Here is a 22136-nt window from a genome sequence, read left to right as displayed (position 1 = left end):
CGCAGCCGGCACCGGGTGTCGGCGATCTGGGGCTCGCGCGAGCGGATCGTCGTGGGACTGACCGGCGGCCCCGAGGGGCGGACCCTGATCCGCCGGGCCGCGCGGCTGGCGGAGAAGGGTGCCGGCGGCGAGGTCATGGCCGTCTACATCGCCCGCAGTGACGGACTGACCTCGGCGTCCCCCAAGGAACTGGCCGTTCAGCGCACTCTTGTCGAGGACCTGGGCGGCACCTTCCACCATGTGGTGGGCGACGACATCCCCGCGGCGCTGCTCGACTTCGCCCGCGGCGTGAACGCCACCCAGATCGTGCTGGGTGTCTCGCGCCGCAAGGCCTGGCAGTACGTCTTCGGACCGGGAGTCGGTGCCACGGTCGCCCGCGAGTCGGGGCCCGACCTGGACGTGCACCTCATCACCCACGACGAAGCGGGCAAGGGCCGCGGTCTTCCGGCTGCCCGGGGCGCCCGCCTCGGTCGTGCGCGCATCGTCGCCGGCTGGCTGGTCGCCGTCGTCGGCCCCGCCCTTCTCACCTTCCTGCTCACCGAGTTCGGTCCCCAAGTCGGCCTCGCCAACGACATGTTGCTGTTCCTGGCGCTGACCGTGACGGCGGCCCTGCTCGGCGGGCTCTTCCCGGCGCTCGCCTCGGCGGTGGTGGGATCGCTGCTGCTCAACTGGTACTTCACGCCGCCCGTCCACGCCCTGACGATCGCCGACCCGAAGAACATCGTCGCCATCGCGATATTCGTCGCTGTCGCGGTGTCGGTGGCCTCGGTGGTGGATCTGGCCGCGCGGCGCACCCACCAGGCGGCGCGGCTTCGCGCCGAGTCGGAGATCCTCTCCTTCCTGGCCGGCAGCGTCCTGCGCGGCGAGACCAGCCTGGAGGCGCTCCTCGAACGGGTGCGCGAGACCTTCGGCATGCGGTCGGTGGCCCTGCTGGAGCGCGAGAGCGATGTGGCGTCCTGGAGCTGTGCGGGCAGCGTGGGCCCCGAGCCGGCCGAGTGCCCCGAGCACGCGGACGTCGACATGCCGGTCGGCGACAACCTGGCGCTGGAGCTGTCCGGGCGGGTGCTGCCCGCCTCCGACCGGCGGGTGCTGGCCGCCTTCGCCGCTCAGGCCGCGGTGGTCCTGGACCGCCGACGCCTCCAGGAAGAGGCTGGCCGCGCCAAGGAGTTGGCGGAGGGCAACCGCATCCGCACCGCCCTGCTGGCCGCCGTCAGCCATGATCTGCGCACCCCGCTCGCGGGCATCAAGGCCTCGGTCTCCTCCCTCCGGTCGGACGACGTGGAGTGGTCGCAGGAGGACCAAGCCGAACTCCTGGCGGCCATCGAGGAGGGCGCCGACCGCCTCGACCACCTGGTGGGGAACCTGCTGGACATGTCCCGCCTCCAGACCGGCACCGTCACCCCGCTGATCCGGGAGGTCGACGTGGACGAGGTCGTGCCGATGGCGCTCGGCGGGGTGCCGGAGGACAGCGTGGAACTGGACATCCCGGAGACGCTGCCGATGGTCGACGTGGACAAGGGGCTGCTGGAGAGGGCTGTCGCCAACGTCGTGGAGAACGCCGTCAAGTACAGCCCGGCCGACGTGTCGGTCCTGGTGTCGGCGAGTGCCCTCGCCGACCGGGTCGAAGTGCGCGTCGTCGACCGCGGCCCGGGCGTCCCCGACGAAGCGAAGGAACGCATCTTCGAGCCCTTCCAGCGCTACGGCGACGCCCCGCGCGGCTCCGGGGTCGGCCTCGGCCTCGCGGTCGCCCGCGGCTTCGCCGAGGCCATGGGAGGCACCCTGACCGCCGAGGACACCCCGGGCGGTGGGCTGACCATGGTGCTGAGCCTTCCCATGGCACGGGACCGCCGACCGGAACAGACCGACCTCCCGACGACGGCTGTCTCGTAGGCACTCCAGCGGCGGAGAGGGCTTCGGCGACGTCAAGGAGCAGCCCCGTACGCAGGTTGTTCGCACTGCTCTGACGGCCCGTGCGGCCGGGTGTCAGCGTCCCGTCAGCATCGAGCCGATCTCCGTCAGCGTCCCGTCAGGAGACACCGACGGGCAGCGCGCCCGGGCGTAGCGTCGCTGGTGAGCCCCGGTCCGCCTCCCCGCGTCCGGGGCGACAACACACCCAGCGGCCCGGGACGGCCCGGATCGCTGTCCTCGTCCCCGAGGTCGAACCCCGCCAACGGCGCCACGTGATCCTGCGGAACCCGCGCGGTCTGCTCCTCGCCCCCGTCCTGCGGCCGCACGGACGGGGTGGTGTGCATGCTGCCGTACCGGGTGGATGTCCGAAAGCGACGGCCGTCCACCTCACGTCCCGGTTACGGATCGCTCAACCTCTGGTGTCGGTGGGGTGAGGCCACGACGATGGGGGCATGACTCTGGCCCAGCGCGCCCTGGAGCAACTGGAGGACTGGCCCGACCTCACGGCGGGTCCGGCCAGTTGCGGTACGGGGCGGGCGCTCCGCTCCTTGCGCAGCGAAATCGTCCACTTCCACTCCGGCTGCGAGGCGGACCTGCACCTCACCAGCCGGGCCATCCAGTGCTTCTCCGACGACATCCTCGCGCGGTCGACCGCCATACGCGTGGTGCCCGGCTCGCTGTGGGTCACCGTACGCCTCGACTGCGACGCCGACGTCGACCTGCTGATGAGCCTGGTGAGCGTCGCCCTGCAGGCACACCAGACGCGGCCCTCGCCGGGCAGCACCCCACCGGAGGGGTGCAACTTCCACCGGGTCACGGTGTTGCCACGCGACCGCTAGCGCACCAACGGCTGAAAATCTACGCCGACTTGCCGTGCGGGAGCCCTCGCGGAGCAGGTCGGCGGGGTGGTGCCTCCTGCGGAGTCGCGCGCTCCGATCGGTCCCGACGGATTCTCCGTTCCCCCGACAGTTCCCGGACGCGCGGCTACGCTCACCGGGGATCCGCCGTCATCATGGGGAAGTGACTTCGGTGTCAGAGGCGCCTGCCAGGATGGGGCCGTGGCGGTTCGTGGTGTGGTTCGGCGCCGTCAGTCTGCTCGCGGACGTCGTGTACGAGGGGGCCCGCTCCGTCACGGGTCCGCTGCTGGCGTCGTTCGGTGCCTCCGCCCTGGTGGTCGGCGTGGTGACCGGCGCCGGTGAGGCCGCCGCCCTCGGACTGCGGCTCGTCTCCGGTCCCTTGGCCGACCGCACCCACCGGTTCTGGGGCCTCGCGATCGCCGGATACGCCCTCACGGTCATCTCCGTGCCCCTCCTCGGCGTGGCGGGATCACTGTGGGCGGCCTGCACCCTGGTGATCGCCGAACGGGTCGGGAAGGCGGTGCGGTCCCCGGCCAAGGACACCCTGCTGTCGCACGCCACGGCGGCCACGGGGCGCGGGCGCGGCTTCGCCGTCCACGAGGCGCTGGACCAGGTCGGCGCGCTGGTCGGGCCGTTGACCGTCGCCGGGGTGCTCGCGCTGACGGGTGGCGACTACGGCCCCGCGCTCGGCGTGCTCGCACTGCCCGGCGTCGCGGTGCTGGGGCTGCTGGTGTGGCTGCGGGCCCGGGTGCCCGATCCGCAGGCGTACGAACGAGAGGCGGGGCCGCCCGCTGCCGGGTCCACGGCGCCGGGCGAACCCCTGCCCGCCGCCTTCTGGACGTACGCGGCGTTCACGGCGGCCACCACCGCCGGCCTCACGACCTTCGGTCTGCTCTCGTACCACCTCGTCGAGCGGCACCTGGCGCAGACGGCTTGGGTGCCGGTGCTCTACGCGGCCACCATGGCGGTCGACGCGGTCGCCGCGCTGGCCACCGGATGGGCCTACGACCGGCACGGGCCCCGGGTGCTGGCGGTGCTGCCGCTGCTGACGGCGGCCCTCCCGGCGCTCGGGTTCACCGACACGCTGTCGCTCGCGGTGGCCGGGGCGCTGGTCTGGGGTGCCGCCATGGGCGTACAGGAATCGACGCTGCGGGCGACGGTCGCCGACCTCGTGCCGCCGGGGCGGCGGGCGACGGCGTACGGGCTCTTCGCCGGAGTCGTCGGCGCGGCGAGTCTGGCGGGCGGCACACTGACGGGCGCCCTGTACGGCTATTCGATCCCGACGCTGATCACGGTCGTCGGCGCCATCGAGGCCCTCGCGCTGGTCCTGCTGGCCGTGACCGCGACCCGCCGCTCGTGAACCTCAGCGCTCGCCAAGGCGCCTGCGGGAGGCGTCGATCTCCGCGTACGCCTGGTCCCGTCCCTCCCAGTGGGATCCCTCGACCGACTTGCCGGGCTCCAGGTCCTTGTAGACCTCGAAGAAGTGGGTGATCTCCAGCCGGTCGAACGTGGGGACGTCGCCGATGTCCTGCAAGGCCCCATAGCGCGGGTCGTGCGCGGGAACGCAGAGGATCTTCTCGTCGGGTCCCTTCTCGTCCCTCATGCAGAACATGCCGACGGCACGGCACTCGATGACACAGCCGGGGAAGGTCGGCTCGCCCACGAGGACGAGGGCGTCGAGCGGGTCGCCGTCCCGGCCCAGCGTGCGGTCGACATAGCCGTAGTCGGCCGGATACTGCGTGGAGGTGAACAGCATCCGGTCCAGTCGGAGGCGGTGCAGATCGTGGTCCATCTCGTACTTGTTGCGGGACCCCTGCGGGATCTCCACGATCACGTCGAATTCCACGGCGGCCTCCTTGCCTGGTCGGTCGGCAGGCCGGGCCCTTCCAGTGTGCCCCGCACGTGTGCGCGTGACATTCCCGCCGTCCCGGCCGTCCCCGCCCGTCCGGCCGGGGTCAAGGCATGGTCATGGATGGCCATGGAAGGTCAAGCCCGTGCCGGGCGCGTCCCAGGGCGGTCTATCCTTGGGTCGGCTCGATGAGACGCCTCGTTCGGTGAGGCGTCCACACCGACACAGGCACTGATCCCCGCCGTCGACAGACGCTCCGGATCACCCACCGCCGCGATCGCGTTCGCGGCCAGGACCGGGAGGAGGCGAGATGGACAGTAGTCCCGGCCATAGTCGGCCCTTCTCCCAGTTGTCCTCGCCGTTCTTCCGCGGCCCTGGGCAGCCCGTTCTCTCCTGACCCGACCGGCCCGAGCCCACAGTTCCGGTCCGGCGGTCGCGCTGCCGCGCCATGCGTGGCCGTTGCACGCCCGGGACCACGAACGCGCCGCCGACGGCCGCCCGACGCCCCGTCCGATGAGCCGGGGCAAGGGGGTGCTCACCTGTGTCCGCTCTGTACTCCTCCATTTTGCTGATGTCCACCACGGCCCGGCTGCGCGACCGCCGGGTCCACCTGGAACGGCGAGCCACCGCGTCCAAGGCCGTGCGTGCCTCGCTGGTCTCGCTGGCCGGGCTGATCGGCGGCCCGGTCACCAACCAGGCCGACCAGGAGGTCGGCCGCGTCGTCGACGTCGTCGCCCGGCTCTACGGGCCCGAGCCGTACCCGCCCGTCACCGGGCTGATCCTGCGTATCGGCCGTCGGCGGACCTTCGTGGCCGCGGACGCCCTCGACCAGATCCACGCCGGGCACGTCCGGCTGCGTACGGCCCGCGTGGACCTGCGCGACTTCGCCCGCCGCCCCGGTGAGGCGCTGCTCGCGAAGGACGTCCTCGACCACCAACTCGTCGACGTCGACGGAGTCCAGGTCACCCGGGCCGCCGATCTCTATCTGGCGCCCCTGGTCGACCGGGTCGTCCTCGTCGGGGTCGACGTCTCGCTGCCCACCCTGCTCCGGCGGCTCGGCCCCCGGCGCTGGCAGGCCCGGCCCACCCCGGAGCGGGTGCTGGACTGGCAGTCCGTCGCCCCCTTCGGGGAACAGGCCACCGAGGGCCCGCCGGAGGTACGGCTGCGCGCCTCCCGGGCGGCGCTGCAGCGGCTGCGCCCGGCCGACCTCGCCGACATCCTCGAGGACCTCGGCCGCAGCGAGCGGCAGCAGCTGCTGGGCTGGCTGGAACCCGAACAGGCCGCAGACGCCCTGGAGGAGATGGAACCGGCCGAGCTGGAGAACCTGCTGCGCGAGGCCCGCCCCGAGCACGCCGCCCGGCTCGTGGACGAGATGGAGCCGGACGAGGCCGCCGACGCCCTGCGCGACCTCAGGGCCGACGAGCGCGAGGCACTGCTGTCCCGGATGCCGGCGTCCGAGGCGGCCGAACTGCGCACTCTGCTCACGCACCGGGAGGACACCGCGGGCGGCGCCATGACCACTCGCCTGATCACCGCCCGCCCGGAGCAGACCGTGGCCGAGGTGCGGGCCGAGCTGGCCGCGGAAGGCGTGCACCGCACGGAGATCGACGCGGTGGCCGTGGTGGCCGACGACGGCCGACTGATCTGCGACATCGCCCTGTTCGACCTCGCCGTGGCCGAGGACATCACCAAGGTTGCCGATCTGGCCGCCTGGTGTGCCCAGTTCGGCCCGCCCGTCACCGTACGCCCGGACACACCCCTGACCGACGCCGCCGAGGAGCTGGTGGCGGCCCGCGCCTCCTCCGTCCTCGTTGTCGGCGAGGGCGAGCGCCCGGTCGGCCGCATCCTGGCCGACGACATCCTCGACGCCCTGCTGCCCGAGCGCGGGCGCCTGCACTTCCGGAGGTTCCTGCAGTGACCCACGACCTCGACACCGCGGCGGCACCCGCCGCACCCACCGTGGTGCGGCGCACCGGGTGGCGCCGGGTGGCCGCGGTCGCCGCCGTTGCGGGGCCCGGCCTGGTCGCCGCCAACGCGGGCAACGACGCGGCCGGGATCGCCACTTACGCCTCGGCCGGCTCCCAGTACACGTACGGCACGCTGTTCTTCATGGTCCTGGTGACCATCGCCCTGGTGATGGTGCAGGAGATGGCCGTCCGCCTGGGCGCCTACACCGGCAAGGGTCTCGGCGCCCTGATCCGCGAGCAGTTCAGCCTCCGTCTGACCGCGGTGGCCGTGTTCTGCCTCCTGTTGGCCAACACCGGGCTCGTGGTCAGCGAGTTCGCCGGGATCGGCGCCGCCTTCGAACTTCTCGGCGTGCCGAAGTGGGCCGTCATCCCGCCGAGCGCGGTGCTGTTGTGGGCTCTGGTGGTGTTCGGCTCCTACCGCTGGGCCGAACGCGTCTTCCTGCTGATGTCGCTGGCGTTCTTCGCCTACCCGATCGCGATGATCCTCGGCCACCCGGACTGGGGCGCCGTCGGGCACCACCTCGTGGTGCCGCACCTCGAGCCGAACAAGGACTTCATCCTGCTGGCCGTCGCCCTCATCGGCACCACCGTCAGCCCCTATATGCAGTTCTACGCGGCCGCGGGTGTCGTCGACCGGGGCGCCAAGCCCCAGGACTACTCGCTCATCCGGGCCGACGCCGTGCTGGGCGCGGTCTTCGCGTGCGGCATCAGCCTGACCATCATCGTGGCAACCGCCACGGCGATCGGCGGCACCGGCCCGCTCACCTCGGCCGCCGACGCCGCCAAGGCCCTCGAGCCGGTCGCCGGACAAAGCGCCGCACTGCTGTTCGCCGTCGGCCTCCTGGGTGCCTCCGCCCTGGCCGGCGCGGTCGTCCCGCTGTCGGCCGGCTACGCCGTCGGCGAGGCCGTGGGGGTGGAACGCTCGGTCTCCCGCAGCTTCCGTGACGCGCCCTTGTTCCTCGGTCTGTTCACCGCCCAGATCGCGCTCGGTGCGATCGTCGCCCTGACCCCGGTGAACGTCATCGAGCTCCTGATCGGCACCCAGGTCCTCCAGGGACTGATCAGCCCCGTGGTGCTGGTCTACCTGCTGGTGCTGACCAACCGTCGCTCCCTGCTGGGCGAGGCGGCGAACACCCCGCGCCAACGCATCGCCGCCACCGTCGTGGTCGTGGGGGTCGCGGCCATGTCGACCGTGCTGCTGGTGCAGACGGTGCTGGGGTGGTTCGGCCTCGCCTGACTGGGTACCCGCCAGCGCCGGAAGGCGTATCGCCGGGATGGCCCGTACCCCGGGAGGAGGAGCGGCAGTGTCGCGAATGGCAGAGGACGAAGCACGGCAACGGTTCACCGGGGCCCGGGTCGCGCGGCTGGCCACGGTGGACCCCGGGGGACTCCCCCACCTCGTACCGGTCGTGTTCGCCCACCGCGACGACGACAGGATCGTCATGGCCGTCGACCGGAAGCCGAAGAGCTCCCGGCAACTGAAGCGGCTGCACAACATCGCCGTCCATCCGGCCGTCTGCCTCCTGGTGGACGCGTACGACGAGGACTGGGAGCGGCTGTGGTGGGCACGGGCGGACGGGGGTGCCCGGATCGTGCCGCCCGACACGCGCTCGGACCCGGACCGCGCCGAGTACGAGGCCGCCATCGCCCAGCTGACCGGGAAGTACCCCCAGTACCGCGACGGCCCGCCGGACGGCCCGGTGATGGTCGTCACCGTCCGCCGGTGGAGCGGCTGGCGGGCCGCTCCCGAGGACGGCGCGACCGCGCGGGAGGAACAGGCGGTACCCCGACGACACGATCCGGGAGGTTCCCATGAGCAGGCGCATTCGTGACGTGATGTCCCGTGGCGCGTTGGCCGTCGAGCCGATGACGTCGGTGGACCGGGTGGCCCGTCTGATGCGCGAGCAGGACGTGGGCGACGTACTGGTGGCGTACGACTCCGATCTGTTCGGAGTGCTCACCGACCGCGACATCGTGGTCCGGACCATCGCCCAGGACCGCGACCCGCACACCACCACCGCCGGTTCGGTGTGCACCCGTCCGCCCGTGGCGACGCTGACGCCCGACGACACCACCGAGCGGGCGGCCGCGCTGATGCGCCAGTACGCCGTGCGCAGGCTCCCCGTCGTCGAGACGGGCGGTAGGCCGGTGGGCATCGTGAGTCTGGGCGACCTCGCCGCCACCGAGGACACGCGCTCTGTCCTGGCGGACATCTGCAGGGCCGACGCCAACCACTAGCGGGGCGACGCACACCACCCGGCGGTGGAGTCAGAGCCCGGAGTCCGGTCCCGTCATGTCGTCGACCGCGGCGCCGCGGCGCGCCCGGTGCCGTCCGGGGCCCGTGTGCCGGTGCGTCGCCGCGGTCACCGCCGCGGCCAAGCCCAGCACGAAGAGAAGCGACAGCGCGAGGCCGGCACTGAAGATGGCGAGGGCGTTCATGGTGGCGATGGGGTGATCGAGCACCGACACGGTGTACTCGGGACCGCCGGAGAGGTTGCCGACGATCAGCAGAGCGGTGAAGGCGCCGGTGACCGCGAGGAGGAGCAGTCCGATGAAGAGCATCCGAGTCATCTCCTCAGAGAGTTCCGACACCACTCCAGGTACCCCCACCGGAACAGGCCAGACAGAGGGAAGGATCACCGGGCCGACCGTGCGGAGATCGACCTGGGCGGCCACACCGCCGAACTGCGCGCCGTGGGACCGGCGCACACCGCGGCCGACCGCGTGGTGCTCGTCGACGGCCGCGTGCTCTTGCGTGCCGCAGAGGCCTCCGCGCACGGAGGCGGCAGCGGTGATCGGCCGGGCCGCCAGCGTCCGCCGGCCCGACTGGGACCACCCGGACCGGATCGCCTGACGCCGTGCGGCACGGCGCCGCCATGGGCCCCTGTGCGGTCCCGTCGGCGCCTGGAGGGCGCAGCGCGGCCGGCCCGCCGGACAGAGCCCGGCCGACCGGCCGGCGGGCCTCACAGCGGGGTGCGGCTCGCCGTCATGAGGTAGGTCCCGTAGACGATGGACAGCGCGGCAAGGGCGACACCGAGCAGGAAGGCATGTTTCGGCCGCACCCGCCAACTCCGTACGAAGGCACGGGCGAGCGGGATCAGCAACGGGAAGGCGGGCAGCAGGAAGCGCGGCTTGGACGCATACGGGCCCGAGCCGCCGACGGTGATGAGAAGGAGCACCCCGGCGTAGACGATGAGCGCCAGCGGGGCGCGTTCCATGCACAGCAGACAGAACAGCAGGACGGCCGCCGTGACGATCACCAGGGACAGCGGGTAGACCACCCGGCCCCCGTGCAGGAGCAGGTTCTTCAGGAAGTGCAGGGAGCCCGCGCCGAAGTCGAAGCGCGAGTCCCAGGCACGCTGCACCGTGAAGTAGCCGCCGAGCAGATCCCCCGTGTGCTCGCCGACCCACAGCATGAATCCGATCCAGCCCAGCGGCGCGATCGCGGTGCCGATCCACAACCCGAGGGGAACGCGGCCACGGCATCTGATGATCTGGTGCACCGCCACGGCGCCGATCGCCACGGCCACGGCGAAGCCGGTGGGCCGGGCAAGGCCCGCGAGGGCGGCCAGCGCACCGGCCCAGAGCCAGCGGCCCCTCATCAGCGCGTAGAGGGACCAGACGGCGAGCGCGGTGAGCAGGGGCTCCGTGTAGGCGATGTCGAGGACGACGGAGTGGGGCAGGGCGGCCCACACGGCGACGAGTGCGGTTGCGACCGCTCGTCCGTACAGACGGTAGCCGATCGCGTAGATGCCGTACGCCGCCACCGCGGCGGCGGTCCAGGCGATGAGCAGGGCGGCGGCGCCCGGAGTGATCGGGAGGACGGTGGACAGGGCGCGGATGAGGCCCGGGTAGAGCGGGAAGAACGCCCAGTCCCGCTGGACGGCGCCGGAGGCGAGGACGTGGGCGCGGGTCCCGTAACCGTACTCGGCGATGTGCAGGTACCAGCGTGAGTCCCACGAGTGGGCGAGGCCCTTGAACAGCGGGTGCCCGGCGCGGTGGTTCATGACGGCGATCGCGGCGATGCCGGTGACTCTGATGAGAGCGAACAGTGCGAGGGCCTGCGCAGCGCCGGGCAGAAGCCGGTGCTGGAGGGGAAGGCGGACGCGACGGTCAGGGCCTCCGGCTCGCGAGGAGGCGGGGGCGGGCGAGAGTGCGCTCACACCTTGACCCTGCTGTACCGGGTTGCGGTCCGCAACGTGAGGTTTGGCCATGGTTGGGTCATATACCAGGGCTGTACGAGAATCCGGCGTGATCCAGTCCTGAACCCGGTGAATTGTGCCCGTGGGTTCGCTGAGTCGTCGCTACGTGCGCCGTTTCCGGCGCACCGGAAGACCCTTTCCGGGGCCGTTACGCCGGACGAGTGGCACGGGCCCGGTCCGTACTACTTGAATGTGGGGTGAGCCCTTGTTGAATGTGGAGGAGCCGCGTGGAAGCCCGGCAGCGACAGGTGGCACTGCCACCCACCATGTTCCCGGTACCGGACAGCGCAGCCGCGGTCTTCTGGCGCAACCGGACGCTCAGCCTGTTCGACCGGCTTCCGCTGCCCACGGCCTACTGCCTGGCCGACGGCACGATCCTGAGGGTGAACGCCGCCATGGCCGGGGAGTGGGGCACGCTCGCCGAACCGCTGCGCGGGCGCAGCATCCTCGACCTTTTCCATCCGGAGGCCGGAGGCGAACTGCGCTCCGTCACCGAGGCGATCCGGCTGCACCGCAGGTCGCGTTACACCGTCGCGGTCGGCTGGACCGCCGCGGCGGGCGTCGACCGTCACGGGGTGATGACCGTGGACCTGGTCAGCGAGGGGTCGACCGACGCGCCGAACCTGCTGCTCATGCTCCGCGTCGACGAGGACGGCCCCGCGCCGGAGAGGCGCACAACCGCCCCTGCCGCCAAGGCGGACGAGATCGAGGCCCGGGTCCTCGCCCTGGCCGCGGCCGGTGCCACGACGGGGCAGATCGCCTCGGCCGTGGGGCTGAGCGTGGACGGCGTCAACTACCACTTCAAGCAGCTCTCCCGCCGCTGGGGCGTGACCGGCAAGGCGGCCCTGGTGGCGCGCGCATACGTCGAGGGCGTACTCGCTTCCGGCGTGTGGCCGCCCGCACCCGCGCGGCCGGGCGGCTGAGGGTGCGTCGCGGGGGGCGCTCACGCGGGCGCGAGCCGTCCCTAGAGTGGGCGCGTGACGAACAACAGCGCACCGGTCGCCGTCTTCGACCTCGACAACACCCTTGCGGACACCGCGCACCGTCAGCGTTTCCTGGAGGCGAGCCCCCGCGACTGGGAGTCGTTCTTCGCGGCCGCGCCGCAGGATCCCCCGCTGGCGCAGGGGGTCGCGCTCGCGCTGGAGGAGGCCGAGCGGTGCGAGATCGTCTATCTGACCGGGCGGCCCGCGCGCTGCCGACGTGACACGCGCGACTGGCTGGCCGCCCACGGCCTGCCCCAGGGGCGTCTGTACATGCGGGCGAACGGCGACCGCAGGCCCGCCCGCGTCACCAAGCTGGAGATCCTCCGCCGGCTCGCCCGTGGCCGTGAGATCCGAGTCCTCGTCGACGACGACGAACTGGTCTGCCAGGACGCCGAACGGGCGGGCTTCACGGTCGTACGCGCCCGCTGGACGGCCCCGTCCGCCGCGCTGGAGGACGCGCAGGAGCGGGAAGGGCGGACCTGAGAGGCGGCCGCTACTCGCCGTCCTCCAGGCGGAAGCCCACCTTCAGGCCCACCTGGTAGTGCTCGATCTGCCCGTTCTCGATGCGGCCCCTGACCTGCGTGACCTCGAACCAGTCCAGGTTGCGCAGGGTCTGTGAGGCGCGGCCGATGGCATTGCGAATGGCCTGGTCGATGCCCTCCGGCGAGCTGCCGACGATCTCGGTGACCCGATAGGTGTGGTCGGTCATGCGGGTGCTCCTCTCCCGTGGTGCGTGTGGCGCACGTCACTCCACCGTGCCGTACGGTGCGCGTGACCGCGAGACATCCGGCCACCCCTTGACCTTCGCATTGGTCCATACCAAAATCCGGAGCACCCGTACGAGCGCTTCGCTCGTCCCCCACATCGGGCCCCCGTCCCTTGTCCGCAAGGCAGAACAGGACCCATCGTGAGACGTCGCCTCCTCGCCCTCGTATGCGCGTCCGCCGTCTTGCTCACCGCGTGCGGAGTCCTGCCCGGCGGGACCGAACGCCGGACCGTGACGGTGTGGCTGATGAAGGACAGCGCGTCCGCCGCGTTCCTCGACCGGTTCACTCGCGACTTCGAGCGCACCCACGGCGACCTGCGGCTCGACATCCGCATCCAGGAATGGACCGGGATCGGCGCGAAGGTCCGGGCGGCGCTGCGGCGGACCGACGGCGGCGGTCCGGACGTCATCGAGGTCGGCAACACCCAGGTCGCGCAGTACGTCGACGGCGGCGGCCTGATGGATCTGACGCTGGAGTCGCTGCGCGACGCGGACATGGACCACTGGCTGCCGGGCCTCGCCCAGCCGGGCAGCTTCGCCGGACACCAGTACGGCATCCCCTGGTACGCAGCCAATCGCGTCGTCATCTACCGCAAGGACCTCTTCGCCCGGGCAGGCGTCACCGAGCCGCCGAAGACACGTGCCCAGTGGCTCACGGAGACCGCGAAGCTCAACTTCGCCGGGACGCAGGGCATTTATCTCGCCGGACAGGACTGGTACACCCTCGCCGGGTTCATCTGGGACGAGGGCGGCGACCTGGCGAGGCAGTCCCCGTCCGGCGGTTGGGAGGGCACGCTGCAGACGCCCGCCGCGCTGCGCGGCATGGAGTTCTACAAGAGGCTCCAGGCGCTGGGTGCCGGACCCGTGGACGCCGACGAGGAACACCCGCCGCAGGCGGGGGTGTTCGCCCAGGGGCGCGTCGCGCAGATCGTCGCCGTGCCAGGTCTCGCCCAGGCCGTCGTCCAGAAGAACCCCGGACTCGGGGGCCGGCTCGGCTACTTCCCCGTACCGGGTAAGACCGCCGCGAGGCCCGGAGCCGTCTTCACCGGCGGCTCCGACCTCGTGATCCCCAGGAACACCGGCGACCGACGGGGCGCCACCGCCGTCGTCGCCGCACTCACCGGCACCACCTGGGAGACCGACCTGGCGCGCACGATGAACTACGTACCCAACAAGACCACGCTCGCCCGAGCGGTCGCGGGGGAGGAGGGCGTCTCCGCCATGGCGGCCGGCGCCGCACAGGGCCGGGCGACGCCCGCCGCACCGGCCTGGGCGGCCGTCGAGGCGGACAATCCGATCAAGACCTGGATGACGAGGGTGCTCCAGGGCGCGGACCCGGCGGCCGAAGCCGCCCGGGCCTCACGCAGCATCACCCGGATACTCGCCGACGGGTGAGGACGCACCACCGTCAGCGCGCCACGCTCAACGACAGCGCGAACCTCCCCTCCTCATCCGTCCACCAGTGCGTCAACTCCAGCCCGGAGTCCGCGAGTTCATGGCGCACGCCGTCCTCGCGGAACTTCGCCGACACCTCCGTGCGCAGCTCCTCGCCGGCCGCGAAGTCGACGGCCAGGCCGAGTGCGGGAACCTTCACGGTCCCTGCCGCGCGCGCCCGAAGCCGCATCTCGATCCATTCGTTCCCGGGGTCCCACAGCGCCACGTGGTCGAACGCGTCGAGGTCGAAGTCGGCGCCCAGCTCGCGGTTGACGACGGCCAGCACGTTCTTGTTGAACTCGGCCGTGACCCCGGCCGCGTCGTCGTACGCGGCCACGAGCACCGACGGGTCCTTCACCAGATCGGTGCCGAGCAGCAGCGCGTCCCCGGGCGCCAGCAGGGACCGCACGGACGTCAGGAACGCCGCCCGCTCGTCGGGCAGCAGATTGCCGATCGTGCCGCCGAGGAACGCGACCAGCCGTGGCCCGGGCGTGTTGGGCAGGGTGAGACGGGCGGTGAAGTCCGCGATGAGGGCGTGGACGTCCAGCCCGGGCCGCTCGGCGACCAGGGCGTGGCCCGCCTGGGTCAGCGCGCTCTCGCTGACGTCGACGGGCACATAGGTGCGCAGGCCGGTCAGCGCGTCCAGCAGGTGACGGGTCTTCTCGGAGGAGCCGGAGCCCAGTTCGACCAGCGTGCGTGCGCCGGTCGCGGCCGCGATCTCCCCGGAGCGGGCGATGAGGATCTCCCGCTCGGCGCGTGTCGGGTAGTACTCCGGCAGTTCGGTGATCTTCTCGAACAGGTCGCTGCCGTGAGCGTCGTAGAACCACTTGGGCGGCAGCGTCTTGGGTGAACGTGTGAGGCCATGGAGCACGTCGGCGCGCAGGGCGGCCTCCGTCGCGTCCTCGGGAAGGGTGCGGGTGAGATGGAACGGGCTCACGTGCGGGGCTCCTCGGATGGTGCGGACGCCAGGTCGTTGCGCGGGTCCTTGAGCGGGGTCAGCAGGACGTCGGTGCGGCCGGCCACGAGCAGCGTGCGGTCGGGCACCTCCTGCCAGCGCGGGTCGTCGTCGTACGGTTCGGAGGCCACGACGGTGCGGTGGCCGGGCCCGGTGAGGTACCAGAGGGTGTCGCCCCACGCGGTGGCCGTGATCGTGCCGCCATTGGTGAGCAACAGGTTGAGCCGGGAGCCGGGGGCCGCGGCGGCGACCTCCAGGACGGTGTCCGCCAGCGCCTGCGCCTCGTCGTCCCCGGCGCGCAGACGGTTCAGCACGAGCGCCCAGAGGAACGCCGAGTCGCAGCGCGCCTCCAGTGACAGCAGATCGGCCGGCGGCAGGGAGCGGACGAGGGGGGCGAGCGAGTGCGGCCATCCGGCGACGGCCCCGTTGTGGCTGAACAGCCAGGTCCCCTTGGCGAAGGGCGCGGCGGCGGCCTCCCCCTCGGCACCGCCCACGGTCGCGTCCCGCACGGCGCCGAGGAAGGTGCCCGAGCGGATGACCCGCGCGAGGTCGGCGAAGGACTGGTCGCCCCAGATCGGCCCGGCCCTGCGATACCGGGCGGGCACCGGGTCGCCCTCCGCGTACCAGCCCACCCCGAAACCGTCGGCGTTGACGGTCCCGTACCGCTGTCTGCGCGGTGCCCACGACTGCCGGTACAGGCTGTGCGGAGGCTCCATGAGAAGCCGGCCGAGCGGCTCCTCGGGCCCCAGGTAAGCGAGATGACGGCACATCAGGCGTCCCGGGCGGTGCGGAATCCGGAGAAGATCTGCCGCCGGATCGGATAGTCCCAGTTGCGGAACGTACCCCGGCAGGCCACCGGGTCCACCGCGAACGAACCGCCGCGCAGCACCTTGTACTCGGGCCCCAAGAACACCTCCGAGTACTCCTTGTACGGGAACGCCGTGAACCCCGGGTACGGCAGGAAGCCGCTCGAGGTCCACTCCCACACGTCGCCGATCAACTGCCGTACGCCGAGCGGTGAGGCCCCCGCCGGGTAGCTGCCGGCCGGCGCGGGACGCAGATGCCGCTGCCCGAGGTTGGCGTGCTCGGGTGCCGGTTCGGCGTCACCCCACGGATAGCGGCGCGAGCGGCCCGTGGCCGGGTCGTGACGGGCGGCCTTCTCCCACTCCGCCTCGCTGGGCAGCCGACGCCCCGCCCAGCGCGCGTACGCGTCCGCCTCGTACCAGCACACGTGCAGGACGGGCTCGTCCGGCGGTACGACCTCGGTGACACCGAAGTGCCGCCGCAGCCACTGCCCGCCCTCGCGGCGCCAGAACAGCGGGGCCTCGATGGCGTGCGTGCGGATGTGGGTCCAGCCCTCCGGGGTCCACCAGCGCTCGTCGTCGTAGCCTCCGTCCTCGATGAAGGCCTGGTAGGCGGCGTTCGTCACCGGCAGTGTGTCGATGTGGAAGGCGGGCACCAGGCGCTGGTGCGCGGGCCGTTCGTTGTCCAGCGCCCAGGGCTCGGTGGAGGTGCCCATGGTGAACGGGCCACGGGGGACGAAGACTTCGGAGGGGCCGGTGTACGGCGGGGCGGGCGCCGGATCCGGAGCGGTGAGCGCCTGCGGCCCCTTGCGGAGCTGATGCGTGATCAGCATGGTCTCGTCGTGCTGCTGTTCATGCTGGGCGATCATGCCGAAGGCGAAGCCCGCCTCCGTCAGCCGCCGGCCCTCGAACGGTGTGCTCTCCAGCACGTCAAGAGCCCGGCCGCGTACCTCGGCCGTGTAGCGCCGGGCCTCGTCGGGCGGCAGCAGCGGCAGTGAGGGGCGTACGGCGCGGGGATGCTCGAAGGCGTCGTACAGCCCGTCGATCTCGGGACGTATCGCCTCGCGTCCCGCGACCGCGCGCAGCAGCCACAGCTCCTCCTGGTTGCCTATGTGGGCGAGGTCCCAGACCAGGGGGGACATCAACGGCGAGTGCTGGGCCACGAGGTCGGGTTCGTCGACGCAGGTGGTCAGGAGCGCGGTGCGGTCGCGGGCGGTGGTCAGCGCGTCCAGCGCGCGCTCCCGGAGCGTCTCGGGGTCGATCGTTGACCGGTCGTCGGTCATGTGCGGATGTCCTTCCCGTGGAACCGGGTGTCCCCGCCGGAACGGGTGTCCTTCCCGTGGAACTCGAGCAGCAGATCGTCGGCAGGGCAGCGGCCCCGGGCCACATAGCGGTCGATGAACTCCGCGACGGCGTGCCGGACGTCCTCGGTGGCGCCCATCCTGGGCAGCGCCTCGGAGGCGGCCGCGAAACAGGTCATGGCGGCCTCGTGCAACTCGGGATCGGAAAGACCGTCCCGGGCGGCGGCCACCCACAGCGGATTGCACGGAGCAGGCCGCCCGTCCGTCCGCTCCGCAAGCGGTTTCACCGTGCGATAGGCGGTCTCGGCGGCCTCGGGGTCGTCGAAGAGCGCGGTCGTCACGGCCAGCGGCACGATCCATCCGTCGTCGCCCGGCTGGGCGTCGATCATGCGGAGTTCGAGATGGCCGCGGGGCCGGATCGGAGGGAACAAGGTCGTCAGGTGGTAGTCGAGGTCGTCGCGGCCCGGAGGGTCGGAGGACCGGGTCCAGGCCCGGAAGGTGAGGCCCTCGGGCACGCGCCAGGGGCCGGACTCGGCCCGCAGGCACATCACCGGCGCGTCCATCACATGCCGGGCCCAGGCGGCGCGTGGGTCGCCGTCGAGCGGCGGAGCGCCGGAGCGCCCCGGATCCATGGCGGCCCACAGGGACTGCCGCGTCGAGCGCCAGCCCGTGGGCCGGCCCCGGGACAGCGGCGAGTGAGCGAACGCGGCGACCAGCACGGCGCCCAGCTGGTGCGCCAGCCGCCAGCGCCGTCCGTGCCCGAGGGGGCCCGGCTCCTCGTGACCGGCGTCCACGCACACCTGGACGGACGCGGACGAGCACATCATGAACCGTCCCTCGGGACCGGTGCGGTCGAGGTAGCGCTCCATGGCGTCGTAGCGCGGTTCACGCAGATAGCGGCGCGGAGGGTTCCAGGGGTCCTGGCCGTAGCCGCTGAGGCCGAGTTCCGCCTCGCGCAGTACGGCGCGGACCGCATCGAGGTCGGCGGAGACGGACCCTATGCACTCCATCAGCGAGGCGGCCGGAAGGGAGCTGAGCTCCAGCTGGCCGCCGGGTTCGACGGTCAGGGCCGAGCGCAGGGGCAGGGTCCGCAGAGCGGCGTAGGCCGCTCGGAGACGTTCGGGTGGTGCCGGAAGCCACGGCTTGTGCAGCTCGTGGACGAGCCATTCCACTTCCACGCCGAGCCGGCGGGGCGGTCCCGTCTTGAAGCAGATGCCGCGGATCAGCGCCTCCACCTCGGCTTCGGTGACGGCGGAGCGCGGCTCCGTACAGTCACTCACCGAATCGGACATGTCGGGATCCTCCTGAGATTCCACCATGCCATCGACCCGGCGTCGGTGAACCGGGTCGGCAATCGCTCGTCCCACCCAAGACCCTCGCGGTGATTCGCACAAGAGTGCCCTGTGGTGCTTCCCGGACTCCTTGTTTCCTGTTGTCCAGGTGACCAACGGTTGTTCGTGGTGCCGGGAAACTCCGTTGCGGCGTAGGACCAGCATCGCTCACCATGCGTTCATGAGCACGACGGGGGAGACCGGCGGCATGCCGGGGGAGGTTCAGCGAAACGCCCTCACGGCGCCCACGGGGGTGGCGCCGTGAGCGCGCGTCTTCGGGGGATCGCGCAGCAGACGGAGGAGATCGTCGCGGCCGGCGCCTACCGTACGTCCGACGGACGTACGGTGAGCATCGCCGCGGCGGTCGAGGCCGCCCGCGCGGGGACCCGGATGTACGGGCCGGAGCCGGTGGCGACACCCCGGGTCGATCCGGTCACCACGGCGTTCGAGGTCACCGGGTAGAGCAGCCTGGAAGCCGCCCGGCGCCTCGTCGGCCGATCGGGTGACCCGGTGGCCGTACTGAACTTCGCCTCCGCCCGCAACCCGGGCGGCGGCTTCCTCAACGGCGCGCAGGCCCAGGAGGAGGCCCTGTGCCGTGCCTCCGCGCTGTACGCGTGCCTTCGCGGGGTGAGGGAGTTCTACGGCCACCACCGGGCGCACCGCGATCCGTTCTACACGGACCGCGTCATCCATGCGCCCGCCGTGCCCGTCTTCCGCGACGACCGCGGGCAGCTGCTCGATGCCCCTTGCACGGCCGGCTTCCTGACCGCCGCGGCACCGAACGCCGGAGTGGTCCGGCAGTCGGCGCCGGAGCGCGCGGGAGAGCTGCCGCAGGCTCTGGCGAGACGCGCGGAGCGGGTCCTGGAGACGGCGGCCGCCTGCCGCTACCGGCGTCTGGTGCTGGGCGCCTGGGGCTGCGGGGTTTTCCGGAACGACCCGGCGCAGGTGGCCGGGGCGTTCCGCGACCTGCTGGTCGGGGGGCGGTTCCGGGGGCACTTCGAGGAAGTCGTCTTCGCCGTGCTGGACCGGACGTCCGGTGCGACGACGAAGGCCGCGTTCAACCGTGCATTCGCGCAGGTGTGCGTCTCGTGACCTGCTCCCTCGGGCCCGAACGTGTCTTCGCGCCGACGGGCACCCCCTGATCCGGGCGCTCAGTTCCAGCCGTACCGCTCCCGCAGCCGGTGCACCACGAGGTTGAAGCGCATCCGGTCCAGCGCGCACGCCTCGCGCCGCATGCCGTCCTCGTGCAGGCGCAGCACGCGGTCCACGTCCACCCAGGAGTCGCGCCCCGACCGGTCCCAGGGCCCGCTTCCGATGGGCACCCACTCCCGGTCTCCGTCGTGCCGCTTGCTGGACAACTGCACGGCGAGCAGCGTGCCCGCCGCCTCACGGGCCACCACGAGCACCGGGCGGTCCTTGCCGCGCCCGTCGTTCTCCTCGAAGGGCACCCACGTCCACACGATCTCCCCCGGGTCGGGGTCGCCGTCGTGCGCCGGGGAGTACTCCGTCCGCACCCGGCCCACTTCGCGCGGGTCGGCCTCGGTGGTCGCGGTGGGGCCGTAACGGCCGGGGACGTCTTCATCGGTAAAGGCAGTCACGCGGCCACGTTAGAGCGTCCCCCCGGACGGCCGCCGAGCGGGTACGGGAGTCGTGAAGGCGCGTCAGCCGGCGGCCGTGTCGCTACGGCTGGGGCGGGTTCTCCCGTTCCTGCTGGGACCGGAACTGCTCCCGGAGCGCGTCCGGACCCTTGTCGACCTGACCGGCGCCCTGACCCCCGGTCTTGTCGTCGACCGTGTCGTGGCCCTTGTCGACGCCCTCGCTCGCCTCGTGCTCGCGTCCCCTCAGCATGTGCTTGAGCTTGTCCATCACGGACATGGTGCCCTCCTTGCGGTCTTCCCCCTCCCTCCAGGATCGGGGCCTCGCGCCGTGGGTGCATCCGGGTGGCCCTCGGCCTTCGCTCCCTGAGGAGCCGCGTCCGATGCCGTCGACGCGTTGACGGCCGCTCAGATGCTGACAGATCGAGCGCCACCTGTTCCCGGGGGCCGCTCGTACGGGACGTCCACCGCTCGTAGATGCCGTCCACCGCCTGTACCGGTCGTTGTCGGGCAGCCGGGCGTACAGGCGCTGCTTCTGGCTGCCGTCGTGGTCCCGGCGGCAGCGTTCCCGCCGGTGTCCTGCGCATCGGCTTCCCGCACCACACGGCGCTCGCTCGGCAGGGCGTCCCCGAACAACGGTCCGCGCCGGCCGGCGCCGCTCCGGCTTCGACCGGCCGACCCTGACCGACCCGCGCTACTGTCGGGCTGTTGGGGCGTCCGCTCAGCGACGTACTGCCACCGATGCCTTCCATGTGGAGCACGCATGACCACCGCACGGGACCTGTTGATCGTCGCCCTGGGCGCTGCCCGCCGCCCCGCCGAACAGGGCGACCTCTCGCTCGCGCTCGCGGGGGCCGAACTGCTCGACCTCATGGATCTCCGGGCCCTCACGTTGGACGCGGAGGCGATCGTGCCGAGCGACCCGCCGGTGACGGATGACCGCGTGTTGTCCGAGGCCGCGTCGTCACTCGTCCGGCAGATGCCGTACGAATCGGTCGAGGACTGGCTGTGGCGCAGAGGACGCGGGCTGTCCTCGGCGTATCTGGCCGCCTTCGAGGACGAAGGGCTGCTCGCCCGGCAACGCCGGCGTTGGCTGCCTTCCTGGACCGGTGAAGCGGCTCTGGTCGACTCTCCCGCTCGTCGGCAGGCGATGGAGCGATGGAACGCGGAGGAGCCCGTGCTCGTCACTCTCGCGGCGACCATCGGGATCCGCGACGCGCCGACGACAGGTCTTCCCGAGGAGACCGGCGAGGCGGCGGCGACGGTGCTGGGCGCCGTCGACGACGCGGTGACCGAACTGACTGCGGTACGGCAGCGACGAGCCGTCGAGAAGGCGGCTTTCGACAACATCTGGAGAGGGCAGTGACGCGGGCGGTGTACGCAGCCTTGGTCGCCGCCCGCTCCCGGTACCGAGCGCACAGGGTGAGGACGGCGTCGAGAGCAGCCCGCTGACGCCTCAGCGGGCTTCGGCGTCGAGGGGGAGACACAGGCCGGCCTTGACCTGTCTGGTGTTCTCGTCCGCGAGGACCTCGACGCGGTCGTCGGCCAGAGCCTGCATGGTCTGCTCGGCGACCTCCCGGGCGCTGATCTTCGGCGCGTCCGTCCAGGCGCTCAGATCCGTGTCCACGAAGCCGGCGTGGACGGCGACCACGAGGGTGCCCTGATCACGCAGGCCCTCGCGCAGCGCACCGGTCAAGGACCACTGGGCAGCCTTGGAGGCCGCGTAGCCCGGCCAGCCGGGCCGCCCGAGCCAGGAGGCCACGGACAGCATGTTCACCAGGGCGCCCCCTCCGTTGCGGGCCAGGACGGGGGCGAAGGCGCGGGCCACGGACCAGGTGCCGAAGTAGTTGACCTCCATCGCCTGACGCGCGCCGTCGAAGGGGCCTTCCAGGAGCTTGGTGCCCCAGCCGCCGACGCCGGCATTGTTGATCACGATGGAGACGTCGCCCGCCTCGGCGGCAGCCGCGCCGACCTCCTCGGGACGGGTCACGTCCAGCCGCAGCGGCGTCAGGTCCTCGTCGGTCACGCTGTCCGGTTCGCGCACTGCGGCGTAGACCTTGGCGGCGCCGTGGTCGAGCAACGCCCGGGAGAACGCCCGGCCGATCCCTCGGTTCGCGCCCGTCACCATTGCCACCGATCCTTCGATGTCCATCGCTCATCCTCCGCCGTGGACGTGAGGGGTTCA

General features: G+C 72.1%; 22 protein-coding genes and 1 pseudogene. 12 read left to right on the top strand and 11 right to left on the bottom strand.

The window, feature by feature from the left end:
* The 3 genes from AAW14_RS13405 to AAW14_RS13395 form a co-directional block, all read left to right on the top strand.
* Positions 1 to 1890 (top strand): ATP-binding protein (locus tag AAW14_RS13405; RefSeq protein WP_265563494.1); only part of this gene is annotated, 1890 nt, incomplete at its 5' end.
* 470 nt (positions 1891 to 2360) lie between these two features.
* Positions 2361 to 2747, top strand: a complete 387-nt coding sequence (locus tag AAW14_RS13400) for a luciferase family protein (RefSeq protein ID WP_265563492.1) — start codon at positions 2361 to 2363, stop codon at positions 2745 to 2747.
* 181 nt (positions 2748 to 2928) lie between these two features.
* Entirely contained in the window at positions 2929 to 4125 is a 1197-nt protein-coding gene (locus AAW14_RS13395) for an MFS transporter (RefSeq protein ID WP_265563490.1), read from the top strand.
* A 3-nt stretch (positions 4126 to 4128) separates the two neighbouring features.
* Here the strand turns inward: AAW14_RS13395 and AAW14_RS13390 are convergent, their stop codons facing one another.
* Entirely contained in the window at positions 4129 to 4611 is a 483-nt protein-coding gene (locus AAW14_RS13390; RefSeq protein ID WP_265563488.1) for an inorganic diphosphatase, read from the bottom strand.
* A 574-nt stretch (positions 4612 to 5185) separates the two neighbouring features.
* Between AAW14_RS13390 and AAW14_RS13385 the strand changes: the two genes are divergently transcribed.
* The 4 genes from AAW14_RS13385 (at position 5186) to AAW14_RS13370 (ending at position 8819) form a co-directional block, all read left to right on the top strand.
* The gene (locus AAW14_RS13385; RefSeq protein WP_265563486.1) at positions 5186 to 6532 is read left to right on the top strand and encodes a magnesium transporter MgtE N-terminal domain-containing protein; all 1347 of its coding nucleotides are present in this window, start codon (positions 5186 to 5188) and stop codon (positions 6530 to 6532) included.
* Positions 6529 to 7818 carry an NRAMP family divalent metal transporter gene (locus AAW14_RS13380; RefSeq protein ID WP_265563484.1) on the top strand — a complete coding sequence of 430 codons (1290 nt, stop codon included), beginning with the start codon at positions 6529 to 6531 and terminating at the stop codon, positions 7816 to 7818. The genes AAW14_RS13385 and AAW14_RS13380 overlap by 4 nt, the downstream gene beginning before the upstream one ends.
* Positions 7819 to 7894: 76 nt before the next feature.
* Positions 7895 to 8413: a TIGR03668 family PPOX class F420-dependent oxidoreductase gene (locus AAW14_RS13375; RefSeq protein WP_322741072.1), complete on the top strand. Its 519-nt coding sequence runs from the start codon at positions 7895 to 7897 to the stop codon at positions 8411 to 8413.
* Positions 8394 to 8819 carry a CBS domain-containing protein gene (locus tag AAW14_RS13370; protein WP_265563482.1) on the top strand — a complete coding sequence of 142 codons (426 nt, stop codon included), beginning with the start codon at positions 8394 to 8396 and terminating at the stop codon, positions 8817 to 8819. The genes AAW14_RS13375 and AAW14_RS13370 overlap by 20 nt, the downstream gene beginning before the upstream one ends.
* Before the next feature lie 30 nt (positions 8820 to 8849).
* Here the strand turns inward: AAW14_RS13370 and AAW14_RS13365 are convergent, their stop codons facing one another.
* Complete coding sequence (locus tag AAW14_RS13365; protein WP_265563480.1) at positions 8850 to 9143, bottom strand: hypothetical protein; 294 nt, start codon at positions 9141 to 9143, stop codon at positions 8850 to 8852.
* A gap of 401 nt (positions 9144 to 9544) precedes the next feature.
* On the bottom strand, positions 9545 to 10744 hold the full coding sequence (locus AAW14_RS13360) for a hypothetical protein (protein ID WP_265563478.1): 1200 nt from the start codon (positions 10742 to 10744) through the stop codon (positions 9545 to 9547).
* A gap of 266 nt (positions 10745 to 11010) precedes the next feature.
* Here AAW14_RS13360 and AAW14_RS13355 point away from each other — a divergent pair, with 266 nt between their 5' ends.
* Both AAW14_RS13355 and AAW14_RS13350 read left to right on the top strand, forming a co-directional pair.
* The gene (locus AAW14_RS13355) at positions 11011 to 11706 is read left to right on the top strand and encodes a PAS domain-containing protein (protein WP_265563476.1); all 696 of its coding nucleotides are present in this window, start codon (positions 11011 to 11013) and stop codon (positions 11704 to 11706) included.
* Positions 11707 to 11760: 54 nt separating this feature from the next.
* Positions 11761 to 12249: a hypothetical protein gene (locus AAW14_RS13350; protein WP_265563474.1), complete on the top strand. Its 489-nt coding sequence runs from the start codon at positions 11761 to 11763 to the stop codon at positions 12247 to 12249.
* 10 nt (positions 12250 to 12259) lie between these two features.
* Here the strand turns inward: AAW14_RS13350 and AAW14_RS13345 are convergent, their stop codons facing one another.
* Entirely contained in the window at positions 12260 to 12475 is a 216-nt protein-coding gene (locus AAW14_RS13345) for a dodecin (RefSeq protein ID WP_265563472.1), read from the bottom strand.
* Positions 12476 to 12673: 198 nt separating this feature from the next.
* Between AAW14_RS13345 and AAW14_RS13340 the strand changes: the two genes are divergently transcribed.
* A complete protein-coding gene (locus tag AAW14_RS13340) occupies positions 12674 to 13927 on the top strand; it encodes an extracellular solute-binding protein (protein ID WP_265563470.1) in 1254 nt (417 codons plus the stop codon).
* Between the two features lie 13 nt (positions 13928 to 13940).
* On the opposite strand, the gene egtD is transcribed toward AAW14_RS13340, so the two are convergent.
* The 4 genes from egtD to egtA are packed head-to-tail and all read right to left on the bottom strand — an operon-like array spanning position 13941 to position 18317.
* On the bottom strand, positions 13941 to 14903 hold the full coding sequence (gene egtD, locus AAW14_RS13335; RefSeq protein WP_265563468.1) for an L-histidine N(alpha)-methyltransferase: 963 nt from the start codon (positions 14901 to 14903) through the stop codon (positions 13941 to 13943).
* On the bottom strand, positions 14900 to 15691 hold the full coding sequence (egtC, locus tag AAW14_RS13330; RefSeq protein WP_265563466.1) for an ergothioneine biosynthesis protein EgtC: 792 nt from the start codon (positions 15689 to 15691) through the stop codon (positions 14900 to 14902). The genes egtD and egtC overlap by 4 nt, the downstream gene beginning before the upstream one ends.
* Complete coding sequence (gene egtB, locus AAW14_RS13325) at positions 15691 to 17007, bottom strand: ergothioneine biosynthesis protein EgtB (protein ID WP_265563464.1); 1317 nt, start codon at positions 17005 to 17007, stop codon at positions 15691 to 15693. The genes egtC and egtB overlap by 1 nt, the downstream gene beginning before the upstream one ends.
* Positions 17004 to 18317 (bottom strand): ergothioneine biosynthesis glutamate--cysteine ligase EgtA, encoded by a 1314-nt coding sequence (gene egtA / locus AAW14_RS13320; protein ID WP_265563462.1) that lies wholly within the window; start codon positions 18315 to 18317, stop codon positions 17004 to 17006. The genes egtB and egtA overlap by 4 nt, the downstream gene beginning before the upstream one ends.
* 300 nt (positions 18318 to 18617) lie before the next feature.
* Here egtA and AAW14_RS13315 point away from each other — a divergent pair.
* A pseudogene (locus tag AAW14_RS13315) lies at positions 18618 to 19448 on the top strand (TIGR02452 family protein).
* 59 nt (positions 19449 to 19507) lie between these two features.
* Here AAW14_RS13315 and AAW14_RS13310 read toward each other — a convergent pair.
* On the bottom strand, positions 19508 to 19954 hold the full coding sequence (locus AAW14_RS13310; protein ID WP_265563460.1) for a type II toxin-antitoxin system PemK/MazF family toxin: 447 nt from the start codon (positions 19952 to 19954) through the stop codon (positions 19508 to 19510).
* 82 nt (positions 19955 to 20036) lie between these two features.
* Positions 20037 to 20231 (bottom strand): antitoxin, encoded by a 195-nt coding sequence (locus AAW14_RS13305; protein ID WP_265563458.1) that lies wholly within the window; start codon positions 20229 to 20231, stop codon positions 20037 to 20039.
* A 483-nt stretch (positions 20232 to 20714) separates the two neighbouring features.
* Between AAW14_RS13305 and AAW14_RS13300 the strand changes: the two genes are divergently transcribed.
* Positions 20715 to 21317 (top strand): GPP34 family phosphoprotein, encoded by a 603-nt coding sequence (locus AAW14_RS13300; protein WP_265563456.1) that lies wholly within the window; start codon positions 20715 to 20717, stop codon positions 21315 to 21317.
* Positions 21318 to 21407: 90 nt separating this feature from the next.
* Here AAW14_RS13300 and AAW14_RS13295 read toward each other — a convergent pair whose 3' ends face one another.
* Complete coding sequence (locus tag AAW14_RS13295) at positions 21408 to 22103, bottom strand: SDR family oxidoreductase (RefSeq protein WP_265563455.1); 696 nt, start codon at positions 22101 to 22103, stop codon at positions 21408 to 21410.
* Between the last annotated feature and the right edge of the window lie 33 nt (positions 22104 to 22136).

Source organism: Streptomyces hygroscopicus (genome assembly GCF_026168105.1).
Taxonomy (GTDB): domain Bacteria; phylum Actinomycetota; class Actinomycetes; order Streptomycetales; family Streptomycetaceae; genus Streptomyces; species Streptomyces hygroscopicus_D.
Note: the sequence above shows the minus strand (reverse complement) of the source record. Positions and strands in the feature narration are given on the sequence as shown.